The 15324-nt window shown below is 62.4% G+C and carries 14 protein-coding genes; all 14 read right to left on the reverse strand.

All coding sequences use genetic code 11. The annotated features are described in order from the left end of the window. Positions 1-48: 48 nt before the first annotated feature. Positions 49-1197, reverse strand: a complete 1149-nt coding sequence (locus IT430_10975) for a transglutaminase domain-containing protein (protein MCC6908455.1) — start codon at positions 1195-1197, stop codon at positions 49-51. Between the two features lie 129 nt (positions 1198-1326). Further along, on the reverse strand, positions 1327-2436 hold the full coding sequence (locus IT430_10980) for a transglutaminase domain-containing protein (protein MCC6908456.1): 1110 nt from the start codon (positions 2434-2436) through the stop codon (positions 1327-1329). A 64-nt stretch (positions 2437-2500) separates the two neighbouring features. Then, positions 2501-2935 carry a CBS domain-containing protein gene (locus tag IT430_10985; protein MCC6908457.1) on the reverse strand — a complete coding sequence of 145 codons (435 nt, stop codon included), beginning with the start codon at positions 2933-2935 and terminating at the stop codon, positions 2501-2503. A 208-nt stretch (positions 2936-3143) separates the two neighbouring features. After that, positions 3144-4697 carry a SpoVR family protein gene (locus tag IT430_10990; GenBank protein ID MCC6908458.1) on the reverse strand — a complete coding sequence of 518 codons (1554 nt, stop codon included), beginning with the start codon at positions 4695-4697 and terminating at the stop codon, positions 3144-3146. Positions 4698-4808: 111 nt separating this feature from the next. Beyond that, entirely contained in the window at positions 4809-5156 is a 348-nt protein-coding gene (locus IT430_10995) for a DUF86 domain-containing protein (GenBank protein ID MCC6908459.1), read from the reverse strand. A gap of 10 nt (positions 5157-5166) precedes the next feature. Next, positions 5167-5484, reverse strand: coding sequence for a nucleotidyltransferase family protein (locus IT430_11000; GenBank protein MCC6908460.1), 318 nt, complete (start codon positions 5482-5484; stop codon positions 5167-5169). A gap of 115 nt (positions 5485-5599) precedes the next feature. Next, complete coding sequence (locus IT430_11005) at positions 5600-5911, reverse strand: hypothetical protein (GenBank protein MCC6908461.1); 312 nt, start codon at positions 5909-5911, stop codon at positions 5600-5602. Positions 5912-6155: 244 nt separating this feature from the next. Continuing rightward, the gene (locus IT430_11010; protein MCC6908462.1) at positions 6156-7304 is read right to left on the reverse strand and encodes a TIGR03032 family protein; all 1149 of its coding nucleotides are present in this window, start codon (positions 7302-7304) and stop codon (positions 6156-6158) included. A 31-nt stretch (positions 7305-7335) separates the two neighbouring features. Next, a complete protein-coding gene (locus tag IT430_11015; GenBank protein ID MCC6908463.1) occupies positions 7336-8892 on the reverse strand; it encodes a VCBS repeat-containing protein in 1557 nt (518 codons plus the stop codon). Positions 8893-8924: 32 nt separating this feature from the next. Then, positions 8925-10472 (reverse strand): VCBS repeat-containing protein, encoded by a 1548-nt coding sequence (locus IT430_11020; GenBank protein ID MCC6908464.1) that lies wholly within the window; start codon positions 10470-10472, stop codon positions 8925-8927. 81 nt (positions 10473-10553) lie between these two features. Further along, on the reverse strand, positions 10554-12122 hold the full coding sequence (locus tag IT430_11025) for a VCBS repeat-containing protein (GenBank protein MCC6908465.1): 1569 nt from the start codon (positions 12120-12122) through the stop codon (positions 10554-10556). 30 nt (positions 12123-12152) lie between these two features. Then, positions 12153-13703, reverse strand: coding sequence for a VCBS repeat-containing protein (locus tag IT430_11030; GenBank protein ID MCC6908466.1), 1551 nt, complete (start codon positions 13701-13703; stop codon positions 12153-12155). 116 nt (positions 13704-13819) lie between these two features. Continuing rightward, on the reverse strand, positions 13820-14542 hold the full coding sequence (locus IT430_11035; GenBank protein ID MCC6908467.1) for a VCBS repeat-containing protein: 723 nt from the start codon (positions 14540-14542) through the stop codon (positions 13820-13822). A gap of 66 nt (positions 14543-14608) precedes the next feature. Further along, the gene (locus tag IT430_11040) at positions 14609-15217 is read right to left on the reverse strand and encodes a VCBS repeat-containing protein (GenBank protein MCC6908468.1); all 609 of its coding nucleotides are present in this window, start codon (positions 15215-15217) and stop codon (positions 14609-14611) included. Positions 15218-15324: the final 107 nt, after the last annotated feature.

Below are 15324 nucleotides of genomic sequence, written 5' to 3' on the forward strand. Positions count from 1 at the left end.
CGCGGCAAGCATGCATGGGGATTTCAATCCCCGCCCAGCCGGCGCCTCTCATCTGCCGCCGCGCTTGGGCGCCTTGATGATCTTCCACTCGAGCATCTGGTCGCTGGGCACCGACACGGGCACGGGCTGCCAGCCCCAGAGCATCGGCTTGCCGTCGCGCCCTTCGGCGCGCACGCTGGCCGGTGGATGGAAGTGATAGGAAATCGGCACCATCAGGTTCAGTTCATCGTTGGTTCCCACGCCGGGCCACTCGCGGTTGAGGTCGTGCATGCGGCCGGGCGCTTTGAACAGCGGGCGGAAATCGACGGCGATCCAGCCGGCAGTCGGCACGTAAAACTCGGCCCATGAGATGATGCGCTTGTCGTCGTCCTTGAAGTCGCGGCCGCGGTCGTCGTCGAGCATCTGGATGCCGATGACCGGGCGCGCGGGCAGGCCGGCAGCGCGGCAGACGGCCACGAAGAGGCACACGCAATCGTGCGACGTACCGCGCATGTTTTCCACCGACTTGAGCGCGCCCTGTACTTCGAGGCCGGCGAACTTGTTGAGTTCATCATTGAACCAGTTCTTGCCGCTGATCTGAAAGTTCTGCACCGTCAGGCGCGTCAGTTCCTTGCCCAGCACAAACGGCGGGGCGGATTTCGCCTTGCCGTTGGTCCACTTTTCGAGCAGTTGCACGATCTGCTCGCTGGTCGATTCGACATAGCGCTGCGGCTGCAGTTCGCTCGACACTTCGGCAGGCCACTTCTCCGGCCAGCCGATGGCGCGCAGCCGGGCTTCATCCACTTTCGCGTTGTAGCAGGTGACGAACTCTTCGAGCGAGTACTCTATCTGCTTGCCCTTGAACTTGGGCACGTTGAAGCGAGCCAGCCGCCCGTCGGCCTGCGCCGTGGGCAGGATCTCGAACTTGGATTCCGCGGGCCGGTCGTCGAGTTCGAGGACGGTCTTGAGGCGCTCCATGTCAATGGTGTGATACGCCCCATTGGGGATGATGGGGAACACGAGCGGCGCGTTCTCCAGGTTGAGTTCGTACTGATCGTCGGCGTTGAAGCGGCTCTGGAACGCGGTCACGTAGCCGGTGATCGTCAACTGATACTCGACCGGCTCGTAACGCTTGATGGCGTCGCTGAGCGGCGGCGAGGCCAGAGTGGTGGCGGCGGCGGCGAGCGACGCGGCAGCAAAGAGTGCAGTGGCTTTCATGGTGAATCTCACTTGCGGCGGAGGCGGCGCGAACGAGCGCTGCGGCGATCCGCCGGTCAGGGTTTGTGGTTATGCGCGAACGCCGCGCGGTCGAGGTCCATTCAATCAATGATACCGGGCAGTTACCTCTCACTTTTGCGGTGCGCGGCGAGGCGCGCGATCGACTTCGATTTTCAGCGTCCCTCTCGCGGCGCCGTTCCGGCGGTCCTCCGGGATCACTTCCCACGCCCAGAGCAGCGGATCAGGCGCCGGTTCCGGCGACTTGTGAATCGGCGGCGCGTAAAAGTAGCACGACAGCGCAATGCGCTCGTTGAGGTCATCATCGTTGGCCAGGCCGGGCCAGGGGCGGTGGATGTCCACCATCGAGCCGGGGCTGCCAACGAGGCGCTCGAAGTCGACGGTCACCCAGCCGGCGTCGGGCACGTAGAATTCGGCCCACGAAACGAGCGACTCCTCCTGCTCGCCGGAGTCGATGCCGATGATCGGCCGCGCGGGAAGGCCCGCGGCCCGGCACACCGCGACGTAGAGGCACACGAGATCGTTCACCGAGCCGCGCTGGTTCTCGATCGCCGCCAGCGCGCCCTGCACGCGGATGGCCGTGATGACCCGCTGCCGGCGCGAGCCCGGCTCGAGCGACACTTCGACTGGCTCGCCGTCGACGCGAACGAACCCGACGGACCGGCGGGCGAGTTCCTTGCCGAGATGAAACGGCGTGACCGATCGGGGCTCGCCCCCCGTCCACGCGTTCATCAGGTCCACCACGCGCTGGTTGAATGACTCGATATACATCTGCGGCCGCAGCGCCCAGTCCACTTCGATCGGCCAGGCGTTGGGCCAGTCAATCGCGGCGAGCGCGGCTTCGTCGGCCTGCGCCGAGTACGCCGTGACGTACTCCGTTATGCGCATCTCGTTCGGGTATGACCCGCGCGAGCCGCGCTCGATCGTGGCGTAACTGCCCATCGACGGGAGGTCGATCGGCCGGGCGCTCCAGTCGGGCTTGTGGCGATCGAAGGGCGCGCCGGCGACGAACTCGTCGAAACGCTGCATGTCGATGTGGTGATACTGGCCTTCCTTGAACAGCGGCATCCAGAGCGTCTTGCGGCCCAGGTGAGGGACCGAAATGTCCATCTGCACTTTGTATTCGATGGGATCGACGCGCTGAATGAGGCCGGCCCCGACCGGCGGCGCGGCCGGCGGCTGAACAAGCGCCAGCGCCATCGTGGCGATGTGCACAGTCACGGTTCGCTCCTTCGCGCCGGCGCACCAGGATCCCGCCGGGCGTACGGCGCGATCAAGTGAGCCCTCACGGCTTGTACATGTACTGCTCGAGGTACTGAATGGTCTGGATGTGAATCTCGTCCTGCACGATGTTCAGATCGCCGATCGAGATCATCCCGGCCAGCCGGCCGTCTTCGACCACCGGCATGTGGCGGATGCGCCGCGAGCGCATCATCGTCCGCACCTCGTCGAGCGTCGTCTCGCGCGAGCACACGGCGACCGAAGTCGTCATGACTTCGCGCACATGAGTCTCGGCGGGGTTGCGGCACTCGGCCACGACGCGGCTCATCACATCGCGCTCGGTGAAGATCCCGGCCACCTGCCCATCCGCCTTCACGATCATGACCGCGCCGATGTGGTGGTCGCTCATCAGCCTTGCTGCGTCCTTGACCGTCGCATCCGGCGAGGTCGTGATGACGTTTGAACCCTTGCGGTCGAGCAGTTGGCCCACGGTGCGCATCGACGTGCTCCTTTCGGTCCTCCGGAGTGTCGTCGCTGGTAGTATGAACCATTTTACGCTCGACTGCAAGTCCCGGGTTCTCAATGTGCACAACTCGACCGCCTCGCCGTCCTCTTCCGGATGCGGTTTGGCACGCGATTCGTCGAATTCGTGACGATTTGACGCCCGGTTGGAGCGGTTATTCCCGCCAGAATCGCCTGGAAAGGCCCTATTCGATGCGGTGGGCCGGCGGCGGCGTCTCTTCGTTAATCTCTTCACGATCAATCTCGTCCCCGCCGCGGCAGGTGAGCAGCGTCATCTCCTCGTTGATGCGCAACTGCAGGTGCACCGGCCGCTTCCACATCACCTGCAGCGCGCCGAGCACTTCCGCCGCCCGGGCCGCATCCACCTCCAGCCCGTTCCACTGGTGCGCGAGGTAGAGTTCGCCCCGGTTGCGGTAGTTCGCGTCCACCACGTAGATGAACGGCTGGCCCATGTTGCTGATGCGATAGAGCATCGTCTGCCGCACCACCCGCGGATCGCGGCTGACGATGACATTCTCGCCGGTGTGCGGGTCGCGGCGATACTGGTAGAGATTGAGCCGATCGATGAGTTCATCCGTGAGGAACTCGTCGATGAAGTTGACGTCGTTGTAGATGCGACGGACTTCGAAGATCTTCTCGCGCCCCCGGTTCGACTTGTCGTCGTAGCGCTGCTTCTCGCCGATCCCCTCGAGCGCTTCCCACTGCTGGCCGTGGCGGCCGGTGTTCCAGCGCTCTTCGATGTCCTTGTAGATCTCCACGCCTATCTTGTAGGGGTTGAAGCCGCCCGGTCCCATGTAGACCACGCCGCTGTGCTGCTCGGCGTAGTCGATGATCTCGGTCGTGTCGAGCAGGTGCGAAGTCATGATCTTGCTGTGCCAGTAGGTGGCCCAGCCTTCGTTCATGATCTTGGTCATCGCCTGCGGAGCGAAGTAGTACGCCTCATCGCGGATGATGCCCAGGATGTCGCGCTGCCACTCTTCGAGCGGGGCGTGGCGCAGCAGGAACAGCAGCACATCGCGCGATGGCTCGAGGGGGAACTTGCGCTTCGCGGCCGCCTCGACCTCCTTGCGCCGGGCTTGCTCCTGCGCGATCTTGTCGGGCGGGTTGATGAAGCGGTCCATGTAGTCCTTGGCCGGCAGTTTCACGCCGTCGAACAGCGTCGGCCCCTGCTCCGCCGGGTGCATCTGGCCCGCGGCGCGACGGTCGCTCTCGCGCGTCACCCACATCGAGAGTGGATCGATGAGATGCTCGATGCTCAGGCACGAGTCGATGAAGCGCTCGATCTCATCCACGCCGTGCCGTTCGACGAGGCGCTGCACGCGCGTGGCGTGGTTGGCCATCTCGTCCATCATGTTGCGGTGCGTCTTGCCGAACCACGCGTTGCACTTGAAGAAATCGCAGTGGGCGTAGACGTGCGCCATGACCAGCTTCTGGTCGGTAACTGAGTTGCTCTCCTGCAGGTAGGCGTAGCAGGGGTCGTTGTTGATGACCATCTCGTAGATGCGGCCCATGCCGTAGGTGTCGCGCTTGCGGAGTTTCTCGTACTCCATGCCCCAGTGCCAGTGCGGATAGCGGATCGGAAATCCGCCGTAGGTCGCCAGCTGGTTCATCGTGTCGAAGTCAACGACCTCGAAGATGGTCTCGAAGAAGTCCAGGCCGTATTCGGCGGCGCGGGCGCGAGCCTCAGCCTGCCAGGCGCGGAGTTCGGGCGGAAGATCGGTGGAGGTTCGAATCGGCACGCTTAAGGGTATCGGACGAAACGCGGCCGTGTTCGAACAAATCTTGCACTGAACCGGGGAGCTAGGCCCGGTTTAGCCGCGACCCGAAGGCTCGGCGCAAGGGAGCGCGGCTCATTCTTCTGGTTCATCGCACTTGGGCGGCTCCGCTACCGCCGGAGCGAGCTGTGCAACGAGCTTCGGCACTTCGACGGTTGCGACGTGCCACAGTCGATCGTGTTCGAGAAAGAAGTAGCCGTGCGCGATGACGTTGCGCTGCTGAACGATCGCCCGCCACGGGATTCCGTCGTACTGCTTCTTGAATTCGTCGGACAGTGAACGCGCGGCCTCGCCGATGACCTCGATGCATCGCTCGACGGCGATCTGCTTCACCTCGTCGGCGCTGTACTGTGGCCAGGATGTGTCTTTGAGCAGCCGGGCAAGACGCTCGCCCCATTGGACGATGTCCCAGACACGCGCCATGTCGCTGTCTTCAGGCCGCATGCCGATGAATGACCTGGCGATTGGACAGGATGTGCTTTCGCCGATATGGGTTTCGCACGGACCGCTTCTCAACAAGGTCGACGGGGCGACCGAAGATGGCACTGAGTTGGTCACTCATGGCCCCCCAGTCCCAATACGTCCAGGGAGCACCATCCTCGAAGACCACGAGCACATCGACATCGCTGTCGGGGCGGAAATCATCCCGCAATACCGAGCCGAAGAGTGACAGTTCGACCACTCTCCACTGCTGACAGAAGTCGATTACTGCCTCGTGATCGTAGGTCAGGTTATTGTGGACTCTCTGCATCCCGTGATCCTCAGCCATCGGATTCTATTGCCAAACTCTCCAGGCGCCTTCATCGGCCGCCAAATCGGGCTGGCAAGCACGGTCCATGCACCCCCGGGCGCATCTGTCAGGCCAGTCACCACTCCCAGACCTGCTCCTCAGGTCCGCCGTTTGGCGGCGAGGTCGACACGCGCAACGTGAATCCGTCGCCGCTGCGGACGTAGGACATCGGCTCGCCGATGAATACGTCCGTCGGCGTCTTGAACGTCGCTGGGTCCGGATACGCGCCGGTCCGTGTCTTCTGCTCGCGCAACTTCAGGGCGGTGATCGCCTGGTTGATGATGTTCTCAAATGACGCGGTGGTCTTGCACAACCGGTCCAGCATCTCTTCATCCAGTCGGAGCTCCGGCGTGCGAGCGCCGCTGGGAAGCGGTTGCACGTCGCTCATCGCCGTTCTCTGATACTGCGGCCGGCTCGCCTAGTCGACAAACAGACCCAGCATCTTCAAGTCGCTGATCAAGCCGTCGGCAATTGCACCTGACATCGGCTGCTCGGCGATCGGAGTCGCTGCTGCTTCGATGCGCATATGCATGATGGCCTCCGAGAGATTGGTGGCGAGTCAATCGACTTCGCTCATCATACCGGAGCCACCCGGGCGCGGCTCAGTCGCCGACGCGGCTGCCACCGGTTCCCTACTTCTTCGGCAGCACAAAGATCCCGTTTACCGTGTCCTTCGTGAAGCCGATGATGTTGGCCCGCCTCGAACTGGGCAGGACCTGCACGTCGAACAGTTCTTCGCAGCCGGCTTCAAACTGGATAAACGCGACGACCTGGCCCGCGTCGAGATCGACGACCTGGATGCCGCATTGCAGTTCAGTCTTGTGTTCTTCGATGGGCAGGCCGCCGAACATGCGCTTCTCGCGTGCCTTCGACAAGCCGACGAACGCGAAGCGATCATAGAACGCCAGCCCCCGCGCGTAGCCTGGCAGCCGCACCACCGTCTGCCTGCGCATCGTCTCCGGATCGACGTACTGCAACTCGGCCCGGCCCGATTCGAGCACCCACAGGCGGTCGCGGTAGAGACGCGGCGAGTGCGGCATGGCCATGTCGCGCGCGACGACTTCGCTACTGCGCACGTCGATGATGCACCCGCCGTCGGTCTTGTGATCGCGCCAGCCCTGAGCCGTGTCGCTGCGCGCGAGCATCGTCACGTAGCGCGGCCGGCCGCCTTCCATCGCCATGCCGTTGAGGTGGCAGCGATCTTCCGGCGCGAGTTTCGTGATGAACTCCGGCCGCCAGCGCGGCACGAACGAAAAGCCCTGGTCCAGCGTCGCCAGGCACGAGAAGCGCGTATTCACCACCCAGAGCGAATGAAAGAGATCGTCGCCACCATCCGCGCCCGTCGAGGCGCCGCCGTCGCCGGCTTCGGGGTTCACGCCCCACGCCGCCTCATGGCCGGCGATGTCGCCCGTCACGTGCATGCGCCGCGGCACGTAGAACGCGTCGTACTGCGGCCGCTTGCCTTCCTGGTCGATAAGATCGGTCTGGTTGACGAGGTGCAGCACCTGGTTGTTGCACACCAGAGCCATGCGATCTTTGTTGAGAGCCATGCCCATCGGATGCTGAAACGCGCGCAGCAGCAGCGAGCACCGCCCGCCGCCGCCCGAAAACGAAAGCACGCGCCCGGCCTGAAACGTGGTCGCCATGACGGTGATGTTGAGATGCTCGAGCAGGTCGGGCAGGTTGGCGCTGTGGACGTATTTGAATGGGGGCTCTTTGGGCGCAGCGGCATCCCGGGCGGTATCACTTGATTCCTCGAGCGGTTGTTCGACGTCCGTCATAGAAGCACAAGTTTACCACGCCCAATCGGCATCAGTCAGTAATCCGCGCCGTGCGAAACGGCGTCTTGACCGAATCCACTCCGCCCGTGCCGCGGCGGATGAGGGACTGCATCATCACCGTCGTCAGCGGCGCGCTGGGCGGGACGTTGACTGTCAACGCGGCGACGCCATTGGCGTCGGCAACGGCGCGACCGATGACTTGGATCGGATCGAGGAGATCAAGTGTCATGCCGATCTGCCAGATGCCGAGGCTGTTGCCAGCGCCTCGAAGTGAGTAGAGAAAGTGCACCTGTTCACCCGGCTGCGCATCCGTAACCGTCATGGTGACGGGCGTTCCGCGTTTGAGCAGTCCGTGTTCAAGCACCGGTCCGTTGTAGGGTGTGATGTTGGGATAGACGGCAAGTTCCGCGCCGCCGTCCACCGCGTCAAAGCGTCCATCGCCATCCAGATCGGACAGCGTCAGCACCGCGCCCGAATACCGGGGCGAAAGAACCAACCGCGCCGGCTCAAAGCCGAACTGGCCATCGGCCTCCAGAAGCCACGTATCGCGCGAACCCTTGACGAGCAGATCGATGTCGCCGTCGGTGTCCAGGTCTCCCGCCGCGATCGACGTTTCACCCACGGCTGAGCCGACCAGATGATGATCGCGGAGCAGGAACTGCGTGCCACCCAGGCGCCCCTCGATCGTGAGCACGTCAACCGGCCTCCCGGGATTCTGCGGCACCGCTGCGCCGACCACCAGATCGAGGTCGCCATCACCCTCAAGGTCGGCCACTTGCAACGTGCGCGGCATCGGGTCCTCGCCGTAGCCGCCGCCCCCGAAGGGCAGGTGCACTGGCCGGCTCGTGGGAAATGATCCGGAGCCATCATTCCAGAAGATCCGAACCTCACTCGCATCCAGCTTCCAGCCGTACATGTAGTCGTGGATGTTATCGAGGCTCAGGATTGCGAAATCCACATCGCCATCGCCGTCGAGGTCGCCTGATACGAGGCTGACGTTGTCGAGCCACGGCAGCAGCATGGTCTCGCCCGCGACCAATGTGCCGCGCTCGTTCCGATACACGCGAGCCAGCGGAGACGACCCGCGCGCATCAGCGACGATCACATCCACCCAACCATCGCCGGTCACATCTGCAACCGTGATGCTTCCCGCGGCGCGCGGCAACGATACAGCGATCGTGCGCGATACCCGACCGTCACCCCGCCCGTACGCGATTTGAAGCGAAGCCTGTCCGATCATCGTCTGAATCCAGACCAAGTCCTGATTCCCGTCGTGATCGAAGTCGGCCGACCGGATCTGCGACAGCACGGCGCCGGGCTCATACAGCGACCCGAATCGAAGCAGGAGACCGTCACCCTGGTTCAGAAAGACGATCGTGGACTCGATTCGCTCGTTGGCGATGACATCGGACCACCCGTCGTTGTTCATATCCGCAATAGTCACCCCGCCCGCGCCAGCCGCGAGCAGGTACACGTCCGGCGTGGCGAACTCGATTTGTGCAAGAGCCGTGGATGATACAGGGACGCCCGCTCCCGCAACCGCAAGCATCAGCCGCGCTCGCGCCGCAACAGGTCTGTCGTCACTCATCGTTCTACCTGCTTTCGTTTTCTGCTCCTCGCTCAATCCTCAACCAGAACACTGGCAAAGGGCGTTTTGACGCTGTCTGCTCCGCCCGGCCCGCGCCGTATCACCGCTTGAAAGACGATCGGCTCGAGTGGCGCGTTTGCCGGGATGCGCCGGCGCACGATGACCGAACCGTCTGAGCCGGCAGTGGCGGTGGCACATTCCGTTATCGGCTGCCGAAGATCGAGCGTGATCCCGCCGAGAAACTGGCGGCCCCGCGTGCGCCCGGCGCCCCCGAGGCTGTAGAGAAGGGTGACTCGCTCCCCAGGCGCCGCTTCGCGCACGGTGAATGTCGCGACTTGGCCGCGCACCAGTCGCGAGACGTCGAGGCGCGGACCGTGAATCGCGGTCTCGTTCACCAATACCGCAAAACCTTCGGTGCCTGCCTGCACCAGATCGAACTGTCCATCACCATTCAGTTCCGCCACGTTCATTGACGACCCATAGATTCCGCTCGGAAACGGACTCATCCCGGCAAATTCAAGGCCGCCGAGATTGCGCAGCACGTAGACCCCGCGAATGGTGCCGGTCGCGAACACGACATCGAGGCGACCATCGGTGTCAACGTCTGCAAGATCCACACTCTCGGGCCACCCCTCCGACAACCTGTACGTATCCGCGGGGTAGAGCGCCCCCTCGGTATTCTCAAGCACAACGAATTCATCCGGCCCGGGGTCGTTTCCGGGGCTGCCGGCAAGAACCGCGTCGAGGTCGCCGTCGCCGTCCAGGTCGCCGCCCGCCATGGCCCAGGCAACCACGTCATTCTGCTCCCACGGCAGGCTGATTTCGGGTCCGAGTCGAAACGGTACGGTGCGATCGTTCATCAACAGCGACACGTTCGTACCCTTTACTGACTTGTACCGGTAGTCGTAGATGTATTGAAAGGTGGCAGCGATATCCGCATCGCCGTCGTCGTCAAAATCGCCGGGAACGAATGAAGACAGCGTGTAATCAGGCAGGTCGTATTCAAATATCCGCGTCAGAGCGAACGTACGATCCCCACCGTTGATGAATGCGTCAACGGTCGCGGGTTCGGCCCCAAAGACGACGTCGTTCAGGCCATCTGCATTCAGATCCCACACGACCATCGGAACATTTTCAAAGCCCGGAAACGGCGTCTCGATGGTCTCGCCCGCGCGCCCATCGCCGGCATTGTACCAGACCGACAACACATACGTGCGGTCTTCGCGACGATCAAACCAGACGACGTCTAGATCCCGATCGCCGTCCATGTCTGCAGCGGCGAGATTCCAGATCGATCGATAGGCAATGGCGGTTTCCGCATGCAACTGCCCGACGCCATCGTTGAAATAGATGTTGATCGCACCACCGCCGGTGACGACCATATCCATGTGCGCATCGCGATCGAAGTCGCCAGACGCGAGGTATCCCGATCGCCCCGTGTCATCATACAACACAGGTTCACCAAACCGGATCTGCTGAGCGAGCGCCCCCGCCGTTGCGGCGGCAGTGGCGCCAATCACCGTCAGTCGCCCGGCAACCACGGCGCCTTGAGAGCCTGAAATCCGCATTGAAGTGATCATGACCCGTTCCTCCGCCCGCGTTTCGTCGTACCTCGTCCGCAGTCACTTTCGCAGGACACTTGCGCTGCTTCACCTCGCCGACTAATCCGTAATCCGCGCCGTGCGAAACGGCGTCTTGACCGAATCCGCCCCGCCCGGGCGGCGGCGGATGACGGCCTGGAGAACCACTTCGGCCAGCGGGGCGTTGGGCGGCACGGTGAAGTGGAACTCCGCCACGCCGTTGGCGTCAGCCACGGCGCTGCCGAGCATCTGAATTGGTTCGTTCATATCGAGCGTGATCCCGCCGAGTTGCCTGATGCCGACAGTACTTCCAAAGCCACGCATGCTGTAAAGGAAGCGCACATTCTCCAGAGGGAGCACTCCGCTAGCGGTCAGAGTCGACCTGGCGCCTCGCTTGAGAGCGGTATGTTCAATGGTGGGGCCAGCATAAGCGGTCTCATTCAGATAGACCGCGCAGCCTGGGTATTCCGGCGCCACCCAATCGATTAAGCCGTCATCATTGAAATCGCCCAGAACAGGGCCGGGTGGACGCAACTCCGTCACACCCGCAGACGTGACCAGAAATTCCCCCTCGCCTGTGTTCTCGCAGATCCACAGGTTGCGTCCGCTGATGTTCATGAGCAGATCAATGTCGCCGTCCACATCAAGATCACCGGCCTGGAGGGTGCTCTCACCACGGTTGATATCGAGCACGAGCGGAGTGAGCAGCCTGAAGTCGCGTCCTGAGTCCACAGACTCAATTACCTGCAGAAGCACATCAGAACTGTCGTTCAGGCTGGACGCAGACACTGCCATATCAAGATCGCCATCACCATCGATATCCGCCTGGGCCACCGAGTGCGGCATTGGGTCATACGACCCGCCCTGACCGTACGGCAACTCAAGGTACAGTCCCGGTGTAAACACGCCCTCGCCGTCGTTGAGAAGTATTCCGATCTCGCTGTGGTAGATCTTCCAGCGGTTGTAGTCATTCACCTCAAGGTCCGCCGTGAGCACGCACACGTCTGCGTCGCCATCGTCATCGATATCTCCAATTGCGACGTCCTGACCGGCGTTGTCATTCAGGAACTGCGTCTGGGAGAGCACAAAGGCGCCCTGCTGATTTGCGTAGATGCGAACGTCACACGTATCGCTCAAGAAGCGGAATCCGCCAACGACCACCAGGTCCGGCAACGGGTCTTCCGTGACATCGCCGAAGGCGACCGCGCCCGGAGGTTTGCTTCCGATCGGGACCGATCCGAACCAACCGGACCGCCCGTCCCCGGCGTTGTAAAATATCGTGATCTGGTACGCACCACCTGTCCTTTGGGTCCACGCCAGGTCGATATTTCCGTCACCGTTCAGATCAATCGCCTGGATGTCTCTCAGCGTTGCTCCCGGCTCGTACAGCGAGCCAGCCAGCACAAACCCGCCGTTGCGGAGTCCTCTGAAGTAGCGGACGGACTCGAGAGTTTCGCATGTGACGATGTCAGTAATGCCGTCACCATTGAGATCAGTGGGTGCGACACCACTCACGGGCAGTGGTGTGGGCAGGTGCAGGAGTTCACTGAACTCGATCTGTGCTCGCGCCACGCCACATATCGGAACCCCGGCGCCGAAGACGGCAAAGATCTGGGCCGGTGAAAGCCTGTTGTGTTTGACGCTGCCCATGGTGCTCTCCCCAATTCGCAGAGGTATGCTCTAATCCTGTACCAGCCGCGTGACAAACGGCGTCTTGACGGACTCCTGCCCCGCCGTCCCTCTACGAATGGCCGCCTGAAACGTAACGGGGATTGGCGGTGCACTCGGCGATATCTGCTTTCTGACGACCGCACGTCCATTCGAGTCCGCGAGGGTCCTGGACAAGAGCACCGTCGGGCTTGCCAAGTCAAGCGACAAGCCTCCAAGGTACCGATAGCCGGTGCTTGGTCCGTACCCTTCGAGACTATAGATGAACTCGACTCTTTCGCCGGGCGCTGCATGCTCCACAATGAACCTGGCCTGCCGGCCGCGCCTCAGCGGTCCGACGCCTAGAACTGGCCCGCGCAGTCTCGTCGTATTCACCAGAGCGGATAGACCGGAACCGATGTGCAACAGATCGATTTGTCCATCACCGGACAGATCGGTGACTGCCACACTCCGCGCACCTCCTCCGCTGTAGAACGGGCTCATGCCCGTCAGCGAGAAGCCGCCGTCATTGCGGGCCACGTACACGCCGTTCACATTGCTCACCACGAAGACAAGATCGAGTCGGCCGTCCGTATTGATATCAGCCAGTGTGGTGTTCTGGCGGCCATCGCTTGCAGGATACACGGAGGCAATTTCCAACGCGTGACCACTCTGGTTCCGCATGAGGATGAACTCGTTCGTTCCCGGTCCATTCCCTGGGTACCCCGCCACCACCACGTCGAGATCTCCATCGCCTTCAAGATCGCCCGCAGCCACATCCGCCGCGACGATGTCCAGCGCGTTCCAATCGAGCGGGGTCGACGAAGCGAGTCGGAATGGAGCGCGCCCGTCATTGAGCAGCAACAGAACGTCCGTTCCCCGCACCTCCTTGTTTCTGTAGGTGTAGATGTCCTGGTACGTCGCCGCCACGTCCGCATCGCCATCGTCGTCGAAGTCACCAGCCGCGAGCGCCTTAACTTCGTATTCCCTCAAGCCATATCGGAAGACATCCTGAAGAGAAAACGCCCGGTCTCTGCCGTTGAGAAGGACGCTGATCGTCCGCTCCTCACGAACGAACGCGACGTCATCGAATCCGTCGGCGTCAAAGTCGCCGATGGCGGGCTCGATGTTCACGAAGAAGTCTGGCAGCAGAGTCTGGACGACTGTCCCCGAAAGGCCATCACCATCGTTGTACCAGACTGAGAATTGCGAACCCAGACTGGGATGCCGACTGAACCAGCCGACGTCAGCGTGCTGATCACCGTCAAAGTCTGTGACGAGCAAATAGAAGTTGTCCCCCTCAAGGGGAATTTCCGTCATGGGCGACAAGCCACCCACTCCATCGTTGAAGTAGATGTGCTGCGCCGTCAGTGATGAGACGACGACATCGCTGTCCGCATCTGAATCAAAGTCCGCCGATGCGACGTAAGTGCACCTGCCCGTGTCGTTATAGATCACCGGTTCCGCAAACCGGATGGTTTGCGCCACGCCTGACGCGCCCACCGCAGTTGAGCCGAGTCCGAAGACCGCCAGCCGACCGACTCTCTTGGTGTTTGGTGTCGATCCGGTCGCCAACTGCGTCACGCCTCACCTCCCAAGTGTCCTAACCCTCGAAAAAGATTCCCCTCTTCTGGCTGCATGACGCATAAGCAAGCGCTCATACGACATGTGGTCCCCCTGCCACGTCAAGGTCGATGCTGTCACGGCCCAATCCGCGCCGTTCGAAACGGCGTCTTGACCGAATCCGCCCCGCCCGGGCCGCGGCGGATGACGGCCTGGGTCGTGACTGTGCGCAGCGGAGCATTTGCGGGAATGGTGCGACGGAGCGCCGCGCGCCCGTCCGGCTGAACGGTCGCCGCGCCGAACCTCGTGATCGGATCCGCAAGGTCGAGCGTGATGCCGCCAAGTGTGCGAACGCCGCGGGAAGGTTCCGGCGCGCCGAGGCTGTAGAGAAAGTGCGCCGTCTCGCCCGGGACGCCGCCGATAACGACGAACTCAGCCGGCTCTCCCCGCCGGAGAGGCGTGTGATCAAAGAACGGACCTGGCAGACTGGTGATGTTCATCGCGGTCGCCAAGGCGCGTTCGCCGGCGTGAATCAGGTCGATCTGCCCATCTCCGTTGAGGTCCGACGAGCTGAATGCCGGGCCAAACTCATCCGTCCGTATCGCGTCGAGTTCCGTAAAAGCCCAGGCCCCTTCATTGAGCAGCGGGATGATGCCCGCTTCCCAACCCGGATACCGGGCGAGAAGGATCTCCAGCCGGCCATCCGTATTCAGGTCAGCGATCGTGACGGCGCACTCATCCGCGCGCGCGATGACGTGCGCATCCACGAAGGTAAGCAGTGCTCCATCTTCGTTGCTGACCAACAGGACCTCGGTTTCGCCGCTTGAGAACCACTCAGCCTGATCCGCGCCTATCGCCATGTCGAGATCTCCGTCGCCGTCCAGATCGCCAAGGGCGATGTCCTGTACCAGGTTATCGCGCTCCTCTCACACCAGACGCATCGGCTCCTCGTGGCTGGGGATGTGCCAGTACAGGTCATGGCGCACGAACGTCCGATCGCCTTGATTGACAAGCGCTGTAACCACTGGTGGATCGACCGCTAGCACCAGATCAACGAGGCCGTCATCTGATACGTCGGCGGCGGCCATGTCCACCGCACCCTGCGCCTGGGTTGGCACAGCGATCGTCTCACCACTCTGGCCGCTGCCATCGTTGTACCACACCACCATTTCTGAGAAAGATTCGTCCCGCCACACGAGGTCCACGTCGTGATCACCGTCCATGTCGACGGCCAGCAACTGCACAGCCGTCGGCACAGCCGGAATGCTGATTGCCAACGTCAGTGTCCCTCCGCCATCGTTGATATACACCTGAAGCGCTTCGAGCGTCGCGACTACAACGTCGATGCCTGAGTCTTCATTGAGATCAGCACTCACGACCACGTGCTGGATTTCGGAAAGCGGGTAGAAAGCCGGTTCGTCAAACTCGATGACTTGCGCCGCGGCGCCCCCGCCGAACGAAGCCGTCCCGGCGGCAAGCCAGGCCAGCGTGGGGCTGGACGGGGCGATAAGACGCAGTGCGCACCTGTCTGCCATCCTGTTTCCCTCCATTCTTTGAGACAGTGTACTCGATTTTGATTGAAGGGCAGCAAGTAGTCTCCGGTTTCCGCCAGAAATCCACATATAACGCCTGCATGCGGCTA

The sequence above is a fragment of the Phycisphaerales bacterium genome, assembly GCA_020852515.1.
Classification (GTDB): domain Bacteria; phylum Planctomycetota; class Phycisphaerae; order Phycisphaerales; family UBA5793; genus UBA5793.